General features: G+C 46.9%; 16 protein-coding genes and 1 riboswitch. Of the genes, 4 read left to right on the forward strand and 12 right to left on the reverse strand.

Annotated features, from left to right (window positions below; genetic code table 11):
- Positions 1 to 255 precede the first annotated feature (255 nt).
- Positions 256 to 1,095, reverse strand: a complete 840-nt coding sequence (locus tag KFV11_RS08280; RefSeq protein WP_254249685.1) for an aldo/keto reductase — start codon at positions 1,093 to 1,095, stop codon at positions 256 to 258.
- A 78-nt stretch (positions 1,096 to 1,173) separates the two neighbouring features.
- Positions 1,174 to 2,085, reverse strand: coding sequence for a nuclease-related domain-containing protein (locus KFV11_RS08285; protein WP_254249686.1), 912 nt, complete (start codon positions 2,083 to 2,085; stop codon positions 1,174 to 1,176).
- A gap of 214 nt (positions 2,086 to 2,299) precedes the next feature.
- Between KFV11_RS08285 and KFV11_RS08290 the strand changes: the two genes are divergently transcribed.
- On the forward strand, positions 2,300 to 2,569 hold the full coding sequence (locus KFV11_RS08290) for a hypothetical protein (protein WP_254249687.1): 270 nt from the start codon (positions 2,300 to 2,302) through the stop codon (positions 2,567 to 2,569).
- A 35-nt stretch (positions 2,570 to 2,604) separates the two neighbouring features.
- On the opposite strand, the gene metK is transcribed toward KFV11_RS08290, so the two are convergent.
- Entirely contained in the window at positions 2,605 to 3,798 is a 1,194-nt protein-coding gene (metK, locus tag KFV11_RS08295) for a methionine adenosyltransferase (protein ID WP_149459344.1), read from the reverse strand.
- A 101-nt stretch (positions 3,799 to 3,899) separates the two neighbouring features.
- Positions 3,900 to 4,007, reverse strand: a riboswitch (SAM riboswitch).
- Between the two features lie 184 nt (positions 4,008 to 4,191).
- Here metK and pckA point away from each other — a divergent pair.
- Positions 4,192 to 5,790, forward strand: coding sequence for a phosphoenolpyruvate carboxykinase (ATP) (gene pckA, locus KFV11_RS08300; RefSeq protein ID WP_149459345.1), 1,599 nt, complete (start codon positions 4,192 to 4,194; stop codon positions 5,788 to 5,790).
- A gap of 54 nt (positions 5,791 to 5,844) precedes the next feature.
- Here pckA and KFV11_RS08305 read toward each other — a convergent pair whose 3' ends face one another.
- The 3 genes from KFV11_RS08305 to KFV11_RS08315 form a co-directional block, all read right to left on the reverse strand.
- Positions 5,845 to 6,669, reverse strand: a complete 825-nt coding sequence (locus KFV11_RS08305; RefSeq protein ID WP_254249688.1) for a formate/nitrite transporter family protein — start codon at positions 6,667 to 6,669, stop codon at positions 5,845 to 5,847.
- A gap of 92 nt (positions 6,670 to 6,761) precedes the next feature.
- Positions 6,762 to 7,523 (reverse strand): alpha/beta hydrolase family protein, encoded by a 762-nt coding sequence (locus KFV11_RS08310; RefSeq protein ID WP_149459347.1) that lies wholly within the window; start codon positions 7,521 to 7,523, stop codon positions 6,762 to 6,764.
- Positions 7,523 to 7,957 (reverse strand): NUDIX domain-containing protein, encoded by a 435-nt coding sequence (locus KFV11_RS08315; protein WP_149459348.1) that lies wholly within the window; start codon positions 7,955 to 7,957, stop codon positions 7,523 to 7,525. The genes KFV11_RS08310 and KFV11_RS08315 overlap by 1 nt, the downstream gene beginning before the upstream one ends.
- Positions 7,958 to 8,017: 60 nt before the next feature.
- On the opposite strand from KFV11_RS08315, the gene KFV11_RS08320 reads away from it, so the two are divergent.
- Positions 8,018 to 8,773, forward strand: a complete 756-nt coding sequence (locus tag KFV11_RS08320; RefSeq protein ID WP_149459349.1) for a hypothetical protein — start codon at positions 8,018 to 8,020, stop codon at positions 8,771 to 8,773.
- 9 nt (positions 8,774 to 8,782) lie between these two features.
- Positions 8,783 to 9,004, forward strand: coding sequence for a membrane protein insertion efficiency factor YidD (gene yidD, locus KFV11_RS08325; protein ID WP_254249689.1), 222 nt, complete (start codon positions 8,783 to 8,785; stop codon positions 9,002 to 9,004).
- A gap of 41 nt (positions 9,005 to 9,045) precedes the next feature.
- Here the strand turns inward: yidD and KFV11_RS08330 are convergent, their stop codons facing one another.
- The 6 genes from KFV11_RS08330 to KFV11_RS08355 all read right to left on the reverse strand — a co-directional run bounded on the left by KFV11_RS08330 (position 9,046) and on the right by KFV11_RS08355 (position 15,957).
- A complete protein-coding gene (locus tag KFV11_RS08330; protein WP_254249690.1) occupies positions 9,046 to 10,011 on the reverse strand; it encodes an enolase C-terminal domain-like protein in 966 nt (321 codons plus the stop codon).
- Positions 9,998 to 11,389, reverse strand: coding sequence for an o-succinylbenzoate--CoA ligase (gene menE / locus KFV11_RS08335; protein ID WP_254249691.1), 1,392 nt, complete (start codon positions 11,387 to 11,389; stop codon positions 9,998 to 10,000). The genes KFV11_RS08330 and menE overlap by 14 nt, the downstream gene beginning before the upstream one ends.
- A gap of 67 nt (positions 11,390 to 11,456) precedes the next feature.
- On the reverse strand, positions 11,457 to 12,275 hold the full coding sequence (gene menB / locus KFV11_RS08340) for a 1,4-dihydroxy-2-naphthoyl-CoA synthase (RefSeq protein WP_149459353.1): 819 nt from the start codon (positions 12,273 to 12,275) through the stop codon (positions 11,457 to 11,459).
- Positions 12,268 to 13,047 carry a 2-succinyl-6-hydroxy-2,4-cyclohexadiene-1-carboxylate synthase gene (menH, locus tag KFV11_RS08345; protein ID WP_254249692.1) on the reverse strand — a complete coding sequence of 260 codons (780 nt, stop codon included), beginning with the start codon at positions 13,045 to 13,047 and terminating at the stop codon, positions 12,268 to 12,270. The genes menB and menH overlap by 8 nt, the downstream gene beginning before the upstream one ends.
- Complete coding sequence (gene menD / locus KFV11_RS08350; RefSeq protein WP_254249693.1) at positions 13,013 to 14,689, reverse strand: 2-succinyl-5-enolpyruvyl-6-hydroxy-3-cyclohexene-1-carboxylic-acid synthase; 1,677 nt, start codon at positions 14,687 to 14,689, stop codon at positions 13,013 to 13,015. Before menD ends, menH begins: the two co-directional genes overlap by 35 nt.
- Positions 14,686 to 15,957 carry an isochorismate synthase gene (locus KFV11_RS08355; RefSeq protein WP_496113306.1) on the reverse strand — a complete coding sequence of 424 codons (1,272 nt, stop codon included), beginning with the start codon at positions 15,955 to 15,957 and terminating at the stop codon, positions 14,686 to 14,688. The genes menD and KFV11_RS08355 overlap by 4 nt, the downstream gene beginning before the upstream one ends.
- Between the last annotated feature and the right edge of the window lie 31 nt (positions 15,958 to 15,988).

A 15,988-nucleotide genomic window follows, 5' to 3' on the forward strand; every position in this document is an offset into this window, starting at 1 on the left:
TTTTGGCCTTCAGGAGGCGTTTGAAGGCCACTTCTTTAATATTTCGACTGGTTTTCTAGTAATTTTGGCCTTCAGGAGGCGTTTGTAGGCCACTTCTTTAATATTTCGACTGGTTTTCTAGTAATTTTGGCCTTCAGGAGGCGTTTGAAGGCCACTTCTTCAGTATTTCGACTGTTTTCTAGTAATTTTGGCCTTCAAGCCAAAAAAATAAAGGCCCTCTCTATAGAAGGGCCTTTAGTGATTAACATGGCTGTATTATGCGCCTGTGAATCCAGCTGGGTCCGGACCGATTCGACGGTCCTCGTTCAACTGTTCAATCTCATATAAATCTTCCTGGGATAACTGGAAATCAAAGACGTTCAAGTTTTCTTCAATACGGGCAGGTGTCACAGATTTCGGAATGACGACGACATCGTTCTCGATATTCCAGCGGATAACGACCTGCGCCGGTGTCTTACCGTGTTTCTCAGCGATGTTACTGATGACCTCGTTCGTCAATATTTCACCGTTCATTAATGGAGACCATGATTCCATGACGATCTGTTTGCCCGCTAAATAGTCGCGTAACTGCTTCTGGTCAAAGTAAGGATGGAATTCCACCTGGTTGATAGCCGGTTTGACGGCAGCCTGTGCCAGCAGTGCTTCCATATGTTCAACGCTAAAGTTGCTGACGCCGATGTTTCTTACTTTGCCTTCGTTGTACAGCTGCTCCAGCGCTTTCCATGTATCGATGAACTTCGCTGTATCTGTTCCCGGCCAGTGGATTAAATATAAATCTAAATAATCAAGCCCGAGTCGCTCAAGTGATGCTTCATACGCTTGGATTGCCGTATCAAAGCCGAAATCATCCAGCCAGATTTTAGATGTGACAAACAGTTCGCTGCGATCGATTCCAGCTGCTTCGAGGCCGAGGCGGATTCCTTCGCCGACTGACTGCTCGTTCTTATAGATCATTGCTGTATCGATGCTTCTATATCCTGAAATAATCGCATGTTTCACCGCATCCACTGCTTCCTGTCCTTCCTGCACTCTGAAGACTCCTAGTCCTACTTGCGGCATAGTATTACCATTATGAAATGTTACTGTTGTTTCCATGTGTCGACACCCCTTTGATTAGTTATCATTCTATACCCTGACTCCCACTAAAAAAACCGACCTGCCGGCCGGTTAATGTTATGGATTTAAATGTTCGATTCTATCGCGGATCTCTTCCAGTTCATCTACTGAGTACTGGAAACGGCCGTGGAAGACATATTTCTCGAAGAAGAGTTCAAGTTCTTCTTCACCGATGACTACTTTCACTTTCTTATCCCGCGAGTAGTTGTTCATCGTTCCGGCATCGTGACCTTCTCTATTGAAATATGCGATAGAAGTCACTGGATATTTCAGCTGGAATGTCTCCTCCACTAATTCTGCGCGGCGTTTCAAATCTTCAATATTGTCTCTTAACGAACGGAAATAAACTGTGTTCTTCTCATCGTCCCGTTCCATCGCCAAAGTCTGTTCAATATAAGGATCAATATCAAGCAGGCTGAAGACATGTTCAAACATCGGCTCAGCCGAAAACTGTGTCTGATCGACGCCGTGATAAATATGACCTTTCCAGTAATGAGAATCGAGAATGTAAATACCTGTTCTTGTCAGCACGATATGCGCGATTTTCTCTGTGCGCTTCAAGTCACGGCCCGGTATGAAAATGTTGGCAAGTACATGCATGTCTTCTGGTCTGATACGCTCATTTCTCACGAGACGTTCTTTCAGCTGAATCAGCGTCATATCTGTTAAATATTCGCCGCCGTCTTTTGACAGATGTTTTAAACTATCAATCTGCAGTGCCTGCTTTGAGACAGTTTCGTCGTATGATTGTTTCTGCTGCGCAAAAGCTTTATCCTGCTCCAGCCGTTCTTTCTCAGCTTTATCCTGCAGTTCAGCTGACAGCTTCTGCTTCTCGTCGGCACGCTGTTCAGCAAGTCGGTTCTGTTCACGTTTCGCTCTAGTCTGTGCGACCAGCCATAGTATAAGGAACAACAGTGCCAGTGCACCGAGTGCAATCATAATGTAATGAAGCGGTGTTAGTTCAGTCATGTAATTCTCCTTTATGTATATAGATTCCTTCATATTATAAGCAAAATTTACGTTTACTTCAGTAAATTTAACGTATTTCCACATGATAAATTTTTTTAATGGAATATTTACACTTTTTATAATAATTTATCCTATATTTATAATCACTTCATATGTTTAAGAGATAATGACTTTAGCCCTGCACATAGGGACATCATCCTTAGGAGGTTTCAAATTGAAAAATTTAAAACAATTTTTACTAGTCGGTTCATTTGCTTCAGCTTTATTGTTAGGTGCCTGCAGTAACGACAGTTCTTCAGATAAATCTTCTGAAGATACTTCTACTGAAGAGACAACTGAAGACGCTACAACAGAAGAAGCAACTACCGAAGAAGAGACAACCGAGGACACTACAACTGAAGAGATGACAACTGAGGAAGAAACAACAGAGGATACAACTACTGAAGACATAACTACTGAAGACACAACTACTGAAGCGGCATAATAAGAGCCCCCATTATAAATGGGGGCTTCATGCTGTTATTTAGTAAGTGCCGCTTTCAAGCTGTCGACTTTGTCTGTTTTCTCCCAAGGAAGATCGATATCTGTACGGCCGAAGTGTCCGTATGCTGCTGTCTGTTTGTAGATTGGACGGCGCAGGTCAAGCATTTTGATGATGCCTGCCGGGCGTAAGTCGAATGTGCTGCGTACTGCTTCCACTAATTCCACTTCAGAGTAGTCACTTGTACCGAATGTATCGACAGCGATAGATACAGGATGTGCAACACCGATTGCATAAGCAAGCTGTACTTCTGCTTTATCAGCAAGTCCTGCTGCAACAATGTTCTTCGCAACGTAACGTGCAGCGTAAGCGCCTGAACGGTCTACTTTCGTTGCATCTTTACCAGAGAACGCACCGCCGCCGTGACGTGCATAACCGCCATAAGTATCTACGATGATTTTACGGCCGGTAAGACCTGCATCCCCTTGTGGTCCACCGATAACGAAGCGGCCTGTCGGGTTGATGAAGTATTTTGTCTCATCATCAATTAATTCAGCTGGTACGACTGGTTTGATGACATATTCTTTAATGTCTGCCTGGATCTGCTCCAGTTCGATTTTCTCGTGGTGCTGAGAAGAGATGACGATAGTGTCGATACGCTTTGGTTTGTTGTTTTCGTCGTATTCAACAGTGACTTGTGTTTTACCGTCAGGACGCAGGTAGTCTAAAGTGCCGTTTTTACGGACTTCTGTTAAACGGCGTGCCAGCTCATGTGATAATGAGATTGGTAATGGCATTAAGCTTGCTGTTTCATTACATGCATAACCGAACATCAAGCCCTGGTCTCCTGCACCGATTGATTCGATATCTGAATCAGAGAGTTCTTCTCTGTCTTCAAGCGCACGGTCAACCCCCTGCGCAATATCAGGTGACTGCTCATCGATTGCAGTTAGGACTGCCATCGTCTGGAAGTCATAACCGAATTTCGCACGTGTATAACCGATTTCCTTAACTGTTTCACGCACGACTTTAGGAATATCTACATAAGTAGAAGTAGTGATCTCTCCTGCGATCAATGCCATACCTGTTGTCACAGACGTTTCACAGGCAACACGTGCTTTAGGATCTCCTTTTAAGATTTCGTCAAGAATTGCATCAGAAATCTGGTCTGCAATTTTATCTGGATGTCCTTCTGTTACTGATTCAGAAGTAAATAACTTACGATCTGCCAATTTAATTTCTCCTTTTATATAAAGTGATTTACGGTTTATCCATAGAGAAAAGCCTTCTCCACAATTAAGAGAGAAGGCCCTGAATCATACAAGTCCATTCACTCTTATCGTTCAGAATTAATCTGCAGACGGTTTGGCACCTTGTTTCCCGAAAGAATAGGTTGCTGGGCTTCGTAGGGTCCATGTCCCTCCACCACTCTGGATAAGAGAATCCGCAAGTAAGATAATACTAAACTATTTGTTAAACGTCAATAAATTATTGTTATCCAAAATTTTCTGTCTTTAAATTCACTTGTAACTATCGTTTCAATAGTATAGACTATTAAGTCTCTTATGTTATACTATTTGATGAAACTGCTTACATTGCAGAAAATATTACTGGGGGATTATAACATGAACGATACGTCGACGTATAAAGAAAGTCTGGATCAATTACTTACAAAACCTTCTACTTTAAAGCAGCTGTCACGCACACAGCTCATTCAGGAAATACTGAACAATGGTGAAGGTGTTCTTACAGACTCAGGAGCCGTAAGAACAGAAACAGGGAAATATACGGGTCGTTCGCCTAAAGATAAATTTATCGTCAGAGAAGCAGAGACAGAAGACAAGATCGACTGGAATGCGATCAACCAGCCTATCGAAGAAGACGTCTTCTTAAAACTGCTTAATAAAGTGACTGACTACTTAAAATCAAAAGACAAAGTTTATGTCTTTAACGGTTATGCCGGCGCAGACGCTGCGACTCAGCTGAAACTTTCCGTCATCAACGAAATGGCATGGCATAACTTGTTCGCCCGCACGATGTTCATCCGTCCTGAAACGACAGAGGAAGGTCTGAATATCACACCGGACTTCACTATCGTCTCTGCCCCGCACTTCAAGGCAGACCCTGAAGTCGATGGTACAAAATCAGAGACATTCATCATGACAAGCTTCAAACATAAAATCATCTTAATCGGTGGTACGGAGTATGCCGGTGAAATGAAAAAAGGTATTTTCGGTGTCATGAACTACTACTTACCGGATAATGACGTCATGAGCATGCACTGTTCAGCGAACGTCGGTGAAAATAAGGACGTTGCTTTATTCTTCGGTCTGTCAGGCACAGGTAAGACGACTTTATCTGCTGACCCGCAGCGTAAACTGATCGGTGACGATGAGCACGGCTGGAATGACAACGGCGTCTTCAACATTGAAGGCGGCTGCTATGCGAAGACAATCGACCTGACACGCGAAAAAGAGCCGCAGATCTATGATGCCATCCGTTACGGTGCGATTCTGGAAAACGTCAAAGTCGATGAAGAAGGCTTCCCGAACTATGAAGATAAATCACTGACTGAAAATACACGTGCAGCATATCCGATTGACAATATTGATAACATCATACTGCCTTCTATTGCGGGTCATGCGAAAACAATCATCTTCCTGACAGCTGATGCATTCGGGGTGCTTCCTCCAATCGCTAAGCTGACGAAAGATCAGGCAATGTATCACTTCTTAAGCGGATTCACATCAAAGCTTGCTGGAACTGAACGCGGTGTCACAAGCCCGCAGCCGGTATTCTCGACATGCTTCGGTTCACCGTTCCTGCCGATGCACGCGACGGTTTATGCGAACAAGTTAGGCGAACTGATCGACAAACATAACGTCGATGTCTACCTGGTCAACACTGGCTGGACAGGCGGAGAATATGGTGTCGGCTCACGTATGAACTTGACGCATACACGTTCTATGGTCCGCCGTGCTATCAGCGGCGCACTGAAAGAAGTGGAATACAGAACAGACGATATTTTCGGACTTCATATTCCTGCTCATGTGCCGGGCGTACCGACTAACTTATTGATGCCGCGCGAAGCATGGGTATCTGATGATGCTTATGACGAGAAAGCGAAAGAACTTGCTGTCATGTTCAAAGAGAACTTCAAGAAGTTCGGCGAACGCTCTGCAGCAATCGAAGCACAGGGCGGCTTCACTTATAAAGGTGAATAAATCGAAATTAAATAAGCTCCCATTCAAGCAGTCGCTTGAATGGGAGCTTATTTTTTATCTTGTATAATCGTTTCTTCTGCCGTTTAAGTAGGCAAAGACAAGACCGACGAAAATACCGCCGCCGATATAGTTGCCGATAAAGGCAAACACTAAGTTTTTAAGAACATCGAGCCATGATAAGGCATCGATATTATAGTACATCATTCCGGCAAAGAGACCCGCATTGTAGACAACGTGCTCAAAAGCCATAAAGACGAAGATAACAACACCAAGTGCAATGAAGAATGCTTTAGCCAGCGCTTCTTTACATTGAATCGCCAGGAAAATCCCCATGTTGATGAAGAAGTTGGCAAAAATCCCTTTGATCATAATTGCCAGCCATGTCGATTCCACGGTTTTTGATGCTACGGATTTAGTGAGAGCTCCCACCATCTCCGGTGTCATGACATTAGTGCCTTTCATCAGGCCGAATAAAATAAAACCTCCGATAATGTTGCCGATGAAGCACAGCAGAAATATTTTAGCTGCTTTACTCAGTGAGATTGTTCTGTAATACAGACCGACCGTAAAAAACATGAAGTTACTCGTCAATAGTTCGGCTCTAGTCAGCACAATCATGACGAGAGCGATACTGAATGCAGCAGCCCCCATTAAGTTGATGACGCCGTGATTGACACCGTCAAACTGCGTTTTAATGGCAAGCATAAACACTGTCATAATGGCGAGTAAGACACCTGCCATTATTGACTTCAGCATAAAGCGTCCTAGACTTCTGTCTGCTGACGTTTCTTTCGTTGCGACTTGATTGAGAATATCGTGGATATTGTCGATATTTGTGAACGTATCCTCAACTGTTTTTACTGGTATTTTATTTTCCATACCTTTCTTCCCCTCTGTTAAAATATATGAATACATAGAACACCTTTTATAATACCCTGTTATCAGCTGATACAACAGCTAAAAATGAATTTTTATCCGTCTTCGACTGCCGTCATCCACTCTTGAATCTTCTTCAGCGTCTCGCGTTCTTTCGGCGGCGTGAACACATGACCTTCGCCTTCCACAATGTGCATCTCGTACGGCACACCGAGCGACTCCAGCCGCTGCTGTAATATATAGGCATGCTGAATACCGACCTGGACGTCGCTCGTGCCGTGGATGATCATGACCGGTGGACTCATCTCAGTCACATGCTGATAGCCGTTGCGCCGGTCATAGGCCTCTTTGTCGACGGCGGGCCTGCCGATGAGCCGCTTCATCATGCCGCGTAAATCATGCCGTTCCTCAAACATCAGGTAAATATCTGTGACGCCGCTATGGCAGATGAATGACGCCGCCCCGACGTCCTGATATGTCAATAACCCCTGTATCCCGCCCCGCGAAAACCCGATCAGATGGATCGGCACGTCTCCGTAATTTTCTCTCAGCAGACGCACGAGCGACCGCACATCTTCCAAATCTGCACCGCCGAACTCGTCTTTCCCGTTGTCACTTCTAGTCCCTCTGTAATAAGGCGCAGCGACAAGTGTATGAGGGCCGGCAAACTGCATGAGCCGGACCGGTCTCACTTGACCGACCCCGCCTTTCCCGCCCCGCAGATAAATGACGATGCGTCTCACATCTGCCGCTTCAAGGAGCAGTGCCGAAACAACAAATTCATCTGAATAATAATCCACTTCAACCAGCTGTCTGCTTAAATACCAGGCAGCGACCGGTCGTTCTGCCAGCCACATCAAATCACCTCCGACACAATGTAATTAATGCAGTCATCATCAAGCAGCCTGCTGCGCAGCGCTCTTTCCACTTCGTCAAGCCTGTCAACAATGACCGGCCCGTAAGTCTCGTAGTAATGGTCACGCGGCTCAAACGATGAGATGACTGCCGTGAATACATCTTTCGTAAACGGTGTGTCTGCATGCACTGTATAAGTTGTGATATATTTCAGTGATGACGTGCGCCCGCCTGTTTCCTCAAATAATTCGCGTCCTGCGGCCTCTATGGTTGATTCATGCGCTTCCCGCTTGCCGCCCGGAAATTCAATGCCGCGCTCTTTCTGATGGGTCAGTACGAACCGGCCCTGATACGTCGCTATGACCAGCACATGGTCATGGACCGGTTTATCGCGCTGCAGCACTACTCTGCATCCCAACTGATCGATAAATTCCATAAGCTATCCCCGTTCACATCTCTATGATAAAATCAGACTATAAAAACAAAAGAGGTTATCATGAAGAAAATTGTTTATATCATTACTATATTATCATTAATTACCGGCGCATGTAGCAAAGAGTCACCAGCGCCCAGGACAAAAGACGAAACATTCAGTCAGATGCAGCAGTCCATCAAAGCGATAGCCAGCTTGAGCAGTGAAAGTGAAAATAAGACGACCGTTATATATAATAAGTTCACGACACAGTTCACACAGAAAACTAACAGCCAGACAAATACAGCAGACCAGTTCAATCTGAGAGTCAAAGCAGCCAGCAACAACATGCACTACCCCGTGAAATCCTATAAAGCCGACTTGAAGAACGGCGTACTGCAGGCCGACCCGAAACCTGACTATATTACTTATCAGGCGCGGCATGCAGATACAAAGTACATCGAATCCACTATCGCTGACATCTTCAATCTGAAGCACCTGCTGCAAGACGTCATTAAGCCTGAAGCTGATCACATGACAGTCAACAAAGACAGCATGCATTACGAAGGACACGGAGCAGTCATGACAGCATTGTTTGAATACGGTCTCGCTTCCTCCAGCTTGAATCAAGTGGAAAGCCTCGCTGACATTCAGGACTTGAAAGTGAAATCCGGCAGTTATACAGTGGACTACTCGCCTGTCAATGTATATCCTAAGACGCTGACATTCGATGTAGAGATGACTGGCACGATAGACGAGGAACCGGTTCATATTCATATGAAGCAGACAACGAATTACTATGATTTCAATAAGACTAAAGTTAAAGACCTGATAAAATAGGAGGCTGCTATGAAACATGTACTATTATCTTTAATCCGGTTTTACAGAAGCTATATCTCGCCGATGACACCGCCGACATGCCGATTTTATCCGACGTGCTCTGAATATGGATTAGAAGCGATTGAAACACATGGTGCGCTGAAAGGCGGCATGCTGACAGCAGCGCGCATCAGTAAATGTCATCCGTTCCATGAAGGCGGCTTTGACCCCGTGCCACCAAAAAAAGACTAAACGTCAAAAGCGTTTAGTCTTTTTTATATTGTGGTCTACTCTTATATTTTAATACGGCTGAGCCTTGATTCATCGACTGCCGGAAAACTCATCGTCATCATTCCTGCTGAAATCTCTTCGTTCCAGTCTGCATAATCGGCATTGAAATAATAGCCCCGCGGTGTAATGTCAGGTATGGTCCCCATCTGTTCGGCAAGCGCTGCGGTGAAGTATTTGCTCAGCCCGAACTCATACATCCCGCCGATGATGATTGTTTTGTCAGGCATTGCCTCTTTCAGCATCATGACGGGATAGCCGCCGCCGAGTCGTGAGTACTTCGCTATGATGATGTCGACGCCCACTGCAGTATACTTCAGAATAGTTTCGATGCTGTCTGCTGATTCATCAATCGCAAGCGGCAGATGGCTGTACCGCTGATACAACGCGATATCGCTGAACGGCTCTTCAATGTAATCGATGCCGTACAGCAGGCAGTCTTCTATGACGGGCATGTCTGCTTCAGTGAGGCTGCCGTTTGCGTCAATACAGATCTTGATATCGGGATAGCTTCTGCGGATGCTGCTCACTGTCGTCACAATATCAGTCGTCCATTTGACCTTCACCCGGTTGCTCATGTGATCAGGGATAGCACTGTGGACCGTGTAACCTAACGGCACTGTGACCGGCGGACAGCCATGAAAATACTGCCAGCCGATATAATCGAACAGCGCTATCGCATGCGGCGTCTCTTTGAATCGATAAAGTGCATGACCGAGCTCTGTATAGTCTGTAAATGTCTTATCCTGCAGTGCAGCAAATATTGCCCGGACAGCTGACGCCGTACTGTCTATTGTTTCATAATGGTACCACGGCGCTGCAAAAGCATTGCTCTCTGCATAACAGCTCGTACCGTCGACGTCAAGCGAGATGACCAGCACTTCGCGTTCAGCCATCTGGACTTTCACCGTCTCGACCGGCTGATGAAACGGCGCTTTGTAACGGAATAGTTTTAAGTTACTGAATTTCATTCAGCAGCCACTCTCTGACGCGGTGTCTTGAGATCTTACCGTTACTTGTCCGTGCAATATGTGCCCGCTTCATCATCACCGGGTGCTTGTACTTGGCGATGCTCCCGGCGATCACCTGCCTGATCTCATCATCCATATTTTCCGGTGCCTCGTAAACAAGCGCCGGCCGCTGCCCCCACTTGTCATCTTCAATAGGAACGACGGCACATGCGCTGATGGCAGGAAGTGCGAGAACGACCTGCTCAATCTCGCTCGGATAAATATTCTCGCCGCCTGAAATAATCAAGTCACGTCTCCGGTCAAGGACATACAAGCAGCCGTTAGTAATACGGCCGACGTCTCCGGTCATAAAGAAGCCGTCTGTAAATGATGTCGCATTCGCCTGCTGCGGGTAAAGATAACCATTCATCACGTTATCGCCCTTGACAAGAATTTCACCGGCACCGTTCAGCGGTGCCGCTACTTTAATGTCCGGTGTCACCCGGCCGACGCTGTTCGGATATTTTGCGATATCTTCAGGCGTTGCCGTAATAAACTGGGAGCAAGTCTCAGTCATGCCGAATGATGTATAGATCGGCAGTTCACGTTCCAGACTCTTCTCAAGCGTCCGTTCATCCATCTTAGCGCCGCCGATCAGCAGGCCCTGCAACTGGTGACGCTCGAGGCCTGCATCAAGCAGCCACTCAAGTGTCTGCGGCACAAGCGAAATATGTGTGATGTTCTGGTCCTTAATGCTCGCTAATACGTTGACGGCATCGAACTTTTCAAACAGTACTATCGTGAAGCCTTCTATAGCGCTTCTCAGCAGTATGCTGAATGCTGAAATATGATATAACGGCAGACAGAGCAGCCATCTTGAATCTTCGTCATAAGGAAAGGACTGCCTGCAGCGCTTGGCACTGGCATAATGATTCCTGAATGTCTGCGGCACTGCTTTTTGGACGCCTGTTGTGCCTGATGTGAACATAATGGACAGTATATCGTCCTCTTCAAACGTTGTCATCGTCTCTGTGACTTCATCAGCATCAAGGAGTAACGATTCCGGAGAGATTGAATGAATAGCTGTATATTGTCTGTCAGTAATCAGTACTTCCACTTGAATGGACGACAGCTGCTGCATCACTTCGCTCTCAGTCAAATGCGTATTGACCGTCACGACTTCACGGCCGGCGAGAATTAAGCCGTGCATGATAATGACTGAAGATAATTGATTGTGAGGCTGAACCGCAATGCGCTGCGGCAAGTTCAGGGCAGCGATATGCCCGCTGACTTTCTGTGCCCGGCTGTAGAGCTTGCCGAATGTCAGTTCCAGCCCGCCGGTTATCAATGCGATTCGCTCTGGATTGTTCATTGCTTGTGTATATAACCAGTGATTCATCGTTAGCTGCTCCTTATTAAAAGACGCGCCTTCCGTGCAGAAAGCGCGCTGTTCAAGTTATTTATTCTTAAGGGAATTTAGGGAACTGGTCGAAGTCCGGCTGACGTTTTTCCTTGAATGCATCGCGGCCTTCTTTCGCCTCGTCAGATGTGTAATAAAGAAGTGTTGCATCTCCTGCGAACTGCTGCAGACCTGCAAGACCATCTGTATCTGCGTTCATCGCAGCTTTTAAGAAGCGCAGCGCTGTCGGTGAATGCTGAAGAATCTCTTTACACCATTTCACTGTCTCATCTTCAATGTCAGCGAGTGGTACAACTGTGTTGACGAGTCCCATGTCCAGTGCTTCCTGCGCATTATATTGACGGCATAAGTACCAGATTTCACGTGCTTTCTTATGACCGACAATACGTGCCAGGTAGCCTGAGCCGTAACCTGCATCGAATGAGCCGACTTTCGGACCTGTCTGTCCGAAGCGCGCGTTATCAGCAGCAATCGTCAAGTCACAGACGACGTGCAGGACGTGGCCGCCACCGATTGCATAGCCGCGGACCATCGCGATGACCGGCTTAGGAATGACACGGATTAAACGTTGAAGATCCAGCACGTTCAGACGTGGAATATTATCGTCACCGACATAACCGCCGTGACCGCGGACTTTCTGGTCGCCTCCTGAACAGAATGCCATATCGCCTTCGCCTGTTAAGATGATAGCACCGATACGCTGGTCGTCACGGGCACGTGAGAAGGCATCGATCATCTCCATCACCGTGTTCGGTGTGAATGCATTACGAACATGTGGACGGTTGATTGTGATCTTACCGATCCCTTCAAAATATTCGTATTTTATTTCTTTATATTCTTTGACTGTTTCCCATACTCTAGACATGGTTAGCCTCCTTAATGAATTCTATTACTATTGTATCAAAAATCTCTGGATGTTCCACATGAATTGTATGCCCTGCAGGCAATTTAATATGCCGGCTGCAGGGCAGCAGACGATGCATCCGGCTGTTCAGCTGCTCGAATTTACTGTCTTTTGTCCCCGTCAGCAGCAGCACCGGCTGCGTGTAATCAGCAAGACGATGCCAGACAGACGGCTGTGACCCTGTGCCGTAATCGGTCAGTGCCTTATTCAGACCTGCTGGATGCTGACGTCTTCTCATCGCATCAAGCTGTGCCGCCGCTTCATCCGATAGCGGTTTATCGGTCTCAAAGAGCGGCAGTGCTGCCCAGTATGTCACAAAGCTGTCGAAGTCGTGCCTGATGCGCTTCCCGCGTTCAGCATCGATGATTCGTCTTTCTGCGCGGCGAGCGGCATTGTCAAGCCCCGGTGAAGCACTCTCAAGTATAAGACCGTCAACATGATGATTGAGTGCATAATAAAGGGCGATTCTGCCGCCCATCGAATAGCCGTACATCAACACGCGCTCATAGTGCAGCGTATCAACGATTGCTTTAATCTCAGAGATGATCCAGTCAAACGTCCATTCCTGGTCATCTCTGAGACTGCTGCCATGGCCCGGCAGATCAATCGCCACAACGTCGACTTCACTCATTCTGTTCACTGCTTCATCAAACGCCTGATGGTCTCCCATAAAGCCGTGCAGCATAATGACCAGTATCTTACTGTGCCGTGTTGTTAAGTGATAGTTCAGCATAGACTGCTTCCCTTACTCTCTCTGTCAGTTCTTCGTGAGCGATGACGTTGTCCTGTCTGTTCGTCATCACTTCTATAATATGCGCACCAAATGACGGCAGCTGGATCTTATCGTATATTTCATGGCGCTGATAATTAAAGCCGTATAATTTCGCCGTATGCTCAAAATCAAGGTCGAGCGGCGTGCCGTACAGCCGTTCAAAGAGCAGCTCTTCTTCTTTCTGCGGCAAGTAGCTGAATATACCACCGCCGTTGTTGTTCATGACAATGATGCGGATATCAATGTCTTCCAGCTTCCTCATAATCAGCCCGTTCATATCATGGAAGAATGAAATATCTCCGATGACAAGCGTGACTTTCTTATGGACCGCCATACCCATCGCCGTAGAGACGACACCGTCAATACCGTTAGCTCCGCGGTTGCAGTATGGTCTCGCAGCCCCGTCGATAAAGAATGTGTCACAGTCTCTGATCGGCATGCTGTTGCCGAGGAAAATCACGTCATCTTCTTTCAGCTGGCGGGCCAGACGGGCAAAGATTGTCCCTTCATCGTTGACGGAATGAATATGCTGACCGATGACATTGACTACTACTGCATTCAGATGGGCAAACAGTTCAAACCAGCCGCAGTTGATGACCGGGCTTTCTTCCGCCAGCTGTCTGAAGCAGTCATTCGCTGTCATCTCAAGATGAATGTCAGGCACGACTGGAAATGTATCAGGCTGCAGCGTGTTCTGCACAAGAATCTGCGGCGACTTGACCGCAGCCAGCCATTGGTTGACCGCTTTCGAGACAACCGGCTTACCGACACGGATGATATAGCCGGGGTTAAAGTTCTTGTAAACTTTGAACAGTGTATCCCCGGTTGATAAAATGTACGGCGAATCCTGGTGACGCAGATGGCTCAGTGGATCAGCGAACACAGGCAGCTGATGTATCGCTGCAAATAACAGCAGCTGCGATAAATCCACGTTCTGACAGTCGCCGACGATAATCATTCCGCTGCCGCGCTTCATCAGTTGTCTGACCGGTTCGAGGTCGACCGTCTTCTGATAAGTCAACGGACTTTTCGGTTCGACGGTGAGAAGTTCTGTCGCTGATAAATCCGGAACGAGCGGCTCACGAAACGGCATATTGAAATGCACCGGGCCGGATTCAGGACCGGAGAAGAAACGCGACGCCTGCAGCAGCACAGCATCCACAAAATTATGCGGTGACTGGAAGTCATCCGCGAGCGGGAAATCCACTTCATAGTTGACGAAATTCGTGAACATCCGCACTTGATTAATAGCTTGAGGTGCACCGACATTGCGCAGTTCATGCGGTCTGTCACTTGTTATGACGACAAGCGGCAGCCTGCTGATGAAAGCTTCTGACACTGCCGGCATGTAATTGCTCGCTGCTGTACCCGACGTACAGATGACAGCGACAGGTCTTTTCGTCGCTTTGATCAGGCCGAGCGCAAAAAAAGCTGCACTGCGTTCATCCGGATGAATATAAGTCGTCATCTTTGGGTGCACTTCACACGCCATTGCAAGCGGTGTCGAACGAGAGCCCGGTGAGATAACGACTTCATGCACGCCGTAATCATAGAGTCCTTTTATTGTTTTGAAAACTTGTTTTGTAAGCTGTTCATTTTTCACACTGACACCCCTAACAGTTGCAGCATAGGCTTAAATTTAATTTCTGTTTCATGCAGTTCTTCTTCCGGCCGGCTGTCCTGTACAATGCCGCATCCTGCATACAGCACTGCCTCATCGCCGTGCAGCACCATCGAGCGGATCGCTACGATGAACTCACCGTCCATATTCGCATCGATATACCCGAGCGGTGCGCCGTAAAATCCTCTGTTCCCTTCAGCCTGCTGAATGAAAGCAGCAGCAGCAGCCTTTGGAAAGCCGCCGAGAGCAGGTGTCGGATGCATCGCTTGAGTGAGTGTCAGTACATCACTCTCATCGATAGTGCCTGTGATCGGTGTATACAGATGATAGAAATAACGGTTGGCAAGTATACCGGGAGCAGCAGGAATGTTCAGTTCAGAAGAATAAGGCTCAAGGTCCTCTTCAATGCTGCTGACGACGATTTGATGCTCTTTTAAGTTTTTCTCATCTTGCAGCAGCAGCGACTCAGCGTTTTCAAGTCGACTGCTCATCGTCCCCGCGATGGCATTCGTGCTGAGTTTCTGAGCGGTCACTTTGACGAGCTGTTCCGGTGTCTTTGAGACGTAAGTACGGTCGTTGTTCTCCAGCAGCACAAAGTAGCTGAACTCCTGGTCATGAAAGCCGCGTCTGATTAATGCACTGTTATCAATTGCAGCGGCCAATCTGACTTTTTTGCGTCGTGACAGCACAACTTTTGTCAGCTGCCCCGCTGCCATCGCGTCCACTGCCTGACTGACATTGGCAAGAAATAGTTCAGCGTCTACATTTCGCTGGTCAATGACTTCCGGCAGTTCAGCAGCAGGAACGCTGTCATCCAGTTTCGCCAGGAATGCTGCTATTTCGTCTTCATCCATATTAGTGAACGACAAATAATAGCAGCCGGACTTAAACAGCACTTGAATCTTCGGCCAGATGAAATGACTGTGACCGAATCCTGCAAAGTCCTCATTAGTCCCTTCATCAAACTGAAAGCCGCCGAACAGCCGGATCAAGTTCGGCGTGATGCCCGTCACTGTGCATGTGCTGAGCATCTTCAAAAACACCTGATTGACATAGCTCGGCGAACGGTGATTGACGTTGATCAGTTTCTCTGCACCGAGACCAAGCAGCCATTCATCTTTTTCTTTCGTCATAAAGAAATAGCGGGAGCCCGCATATTCTTGATATATATTGAATAACTGGTGCGGCAGAAGCTCTTTGTCCCACTGCACCTGATATATGTTTCTTCTGGATGTATAATCCTCCATCATTCCACTTTCAGCTTCTTTCACTTCACTTTTA

The sequence above is a fragment of the Macrococcus equipercicus genome, assembly GCF_024205945.1.
GTDB lineage: Bacteria > Bacillota > Bacilli > Staphylococcales > Staphylococcaceae > Macrococcus > Macrococcus equipercicus.

Coding starts and splice junctions, on each gene's coding strand:
- KFV11_RS08320 (WP_149459349.1), top strand. CDS start 8,018: ATGAAGAAAATTGTTTATATCATTACTATATTATCATTAATTACCGGC.
- KFV11_RS08355 (WP_496113306.1), bottom strand. CDS start 15,957: ATGATGGAGGATTATACATCCAGAAGAAACATATATCAGGTGCAGTGG.
- pckA (WP_149459345.1), top strand. CDS start 4,192: ATGAACGATACGTCGACGTATAAAGAAAGTCTGGATCAATTACTTACA.
- KFV11_RS08285 (WP_254249686.1), bottom strand. CDS start 2,085: ATGACTGAACTAACACCGCTTCATTACATTATGATTGCACTCGGTGCA.
- KFV11_RS08280 (WP_254249685.1), bottom strand. CDS start 1,095: ATGGAAACAACAGTAACATTTCATAATGGTAATACTATGCCGCAAGTA.
- menB (WP_149459353.1), bottom strand. CDS start 12,275: ATGTCTAGAGTATGGGAAACAGTCAAAGAATATAAAGAAATAAAATAC.
- menH (WP_254249692.1), bottom strand. CDS start 13,047: ATGCTGAACTATCACTTAACAACACGGCACAGTAAGATACTGGTCATT.
- KFV11_RS08315 (WP_149459348.1), bottom strand. CDS start 7,957: ATGGAATTTATCGATCAGTTGGGATGCAGAGTAGTGCTGCAGCGCGAT.
- KFV11_RS08330 (WP_254249690.1), bottom strand. CDS start 10,011: ATGAAATTCAGTAACTTAAAACTATTCCGTTACAAAGCGCCGTTTCAT.
- KFV11_RS08305 (WP_254249688.1), bottom strand. CDS start 6,669: ATGGAAAATAAAATACCAGTAAAAACAGTTGAGGATACGTTCACAAAT.
- menE (WP_254249691.1), bottom strand. CDS start 11,389: ATGAATCACTGGTTATATACACAAGCAATGAACAATCCAGAGCGAATC.
- KFV11_RS08310 (WP_149459347.1), bottom strand. CDS start 7,523: ATGTGGCTGGCAGAACGACCGGTCGCTGCCTGGTATTTAAGCAGACAG.
- yidD (WP_254249689.1), top strand. CDS start 8,783: ATGAAACATGTACTATTATCTTTAATCCGGTTTTACAGAAGCTATATC.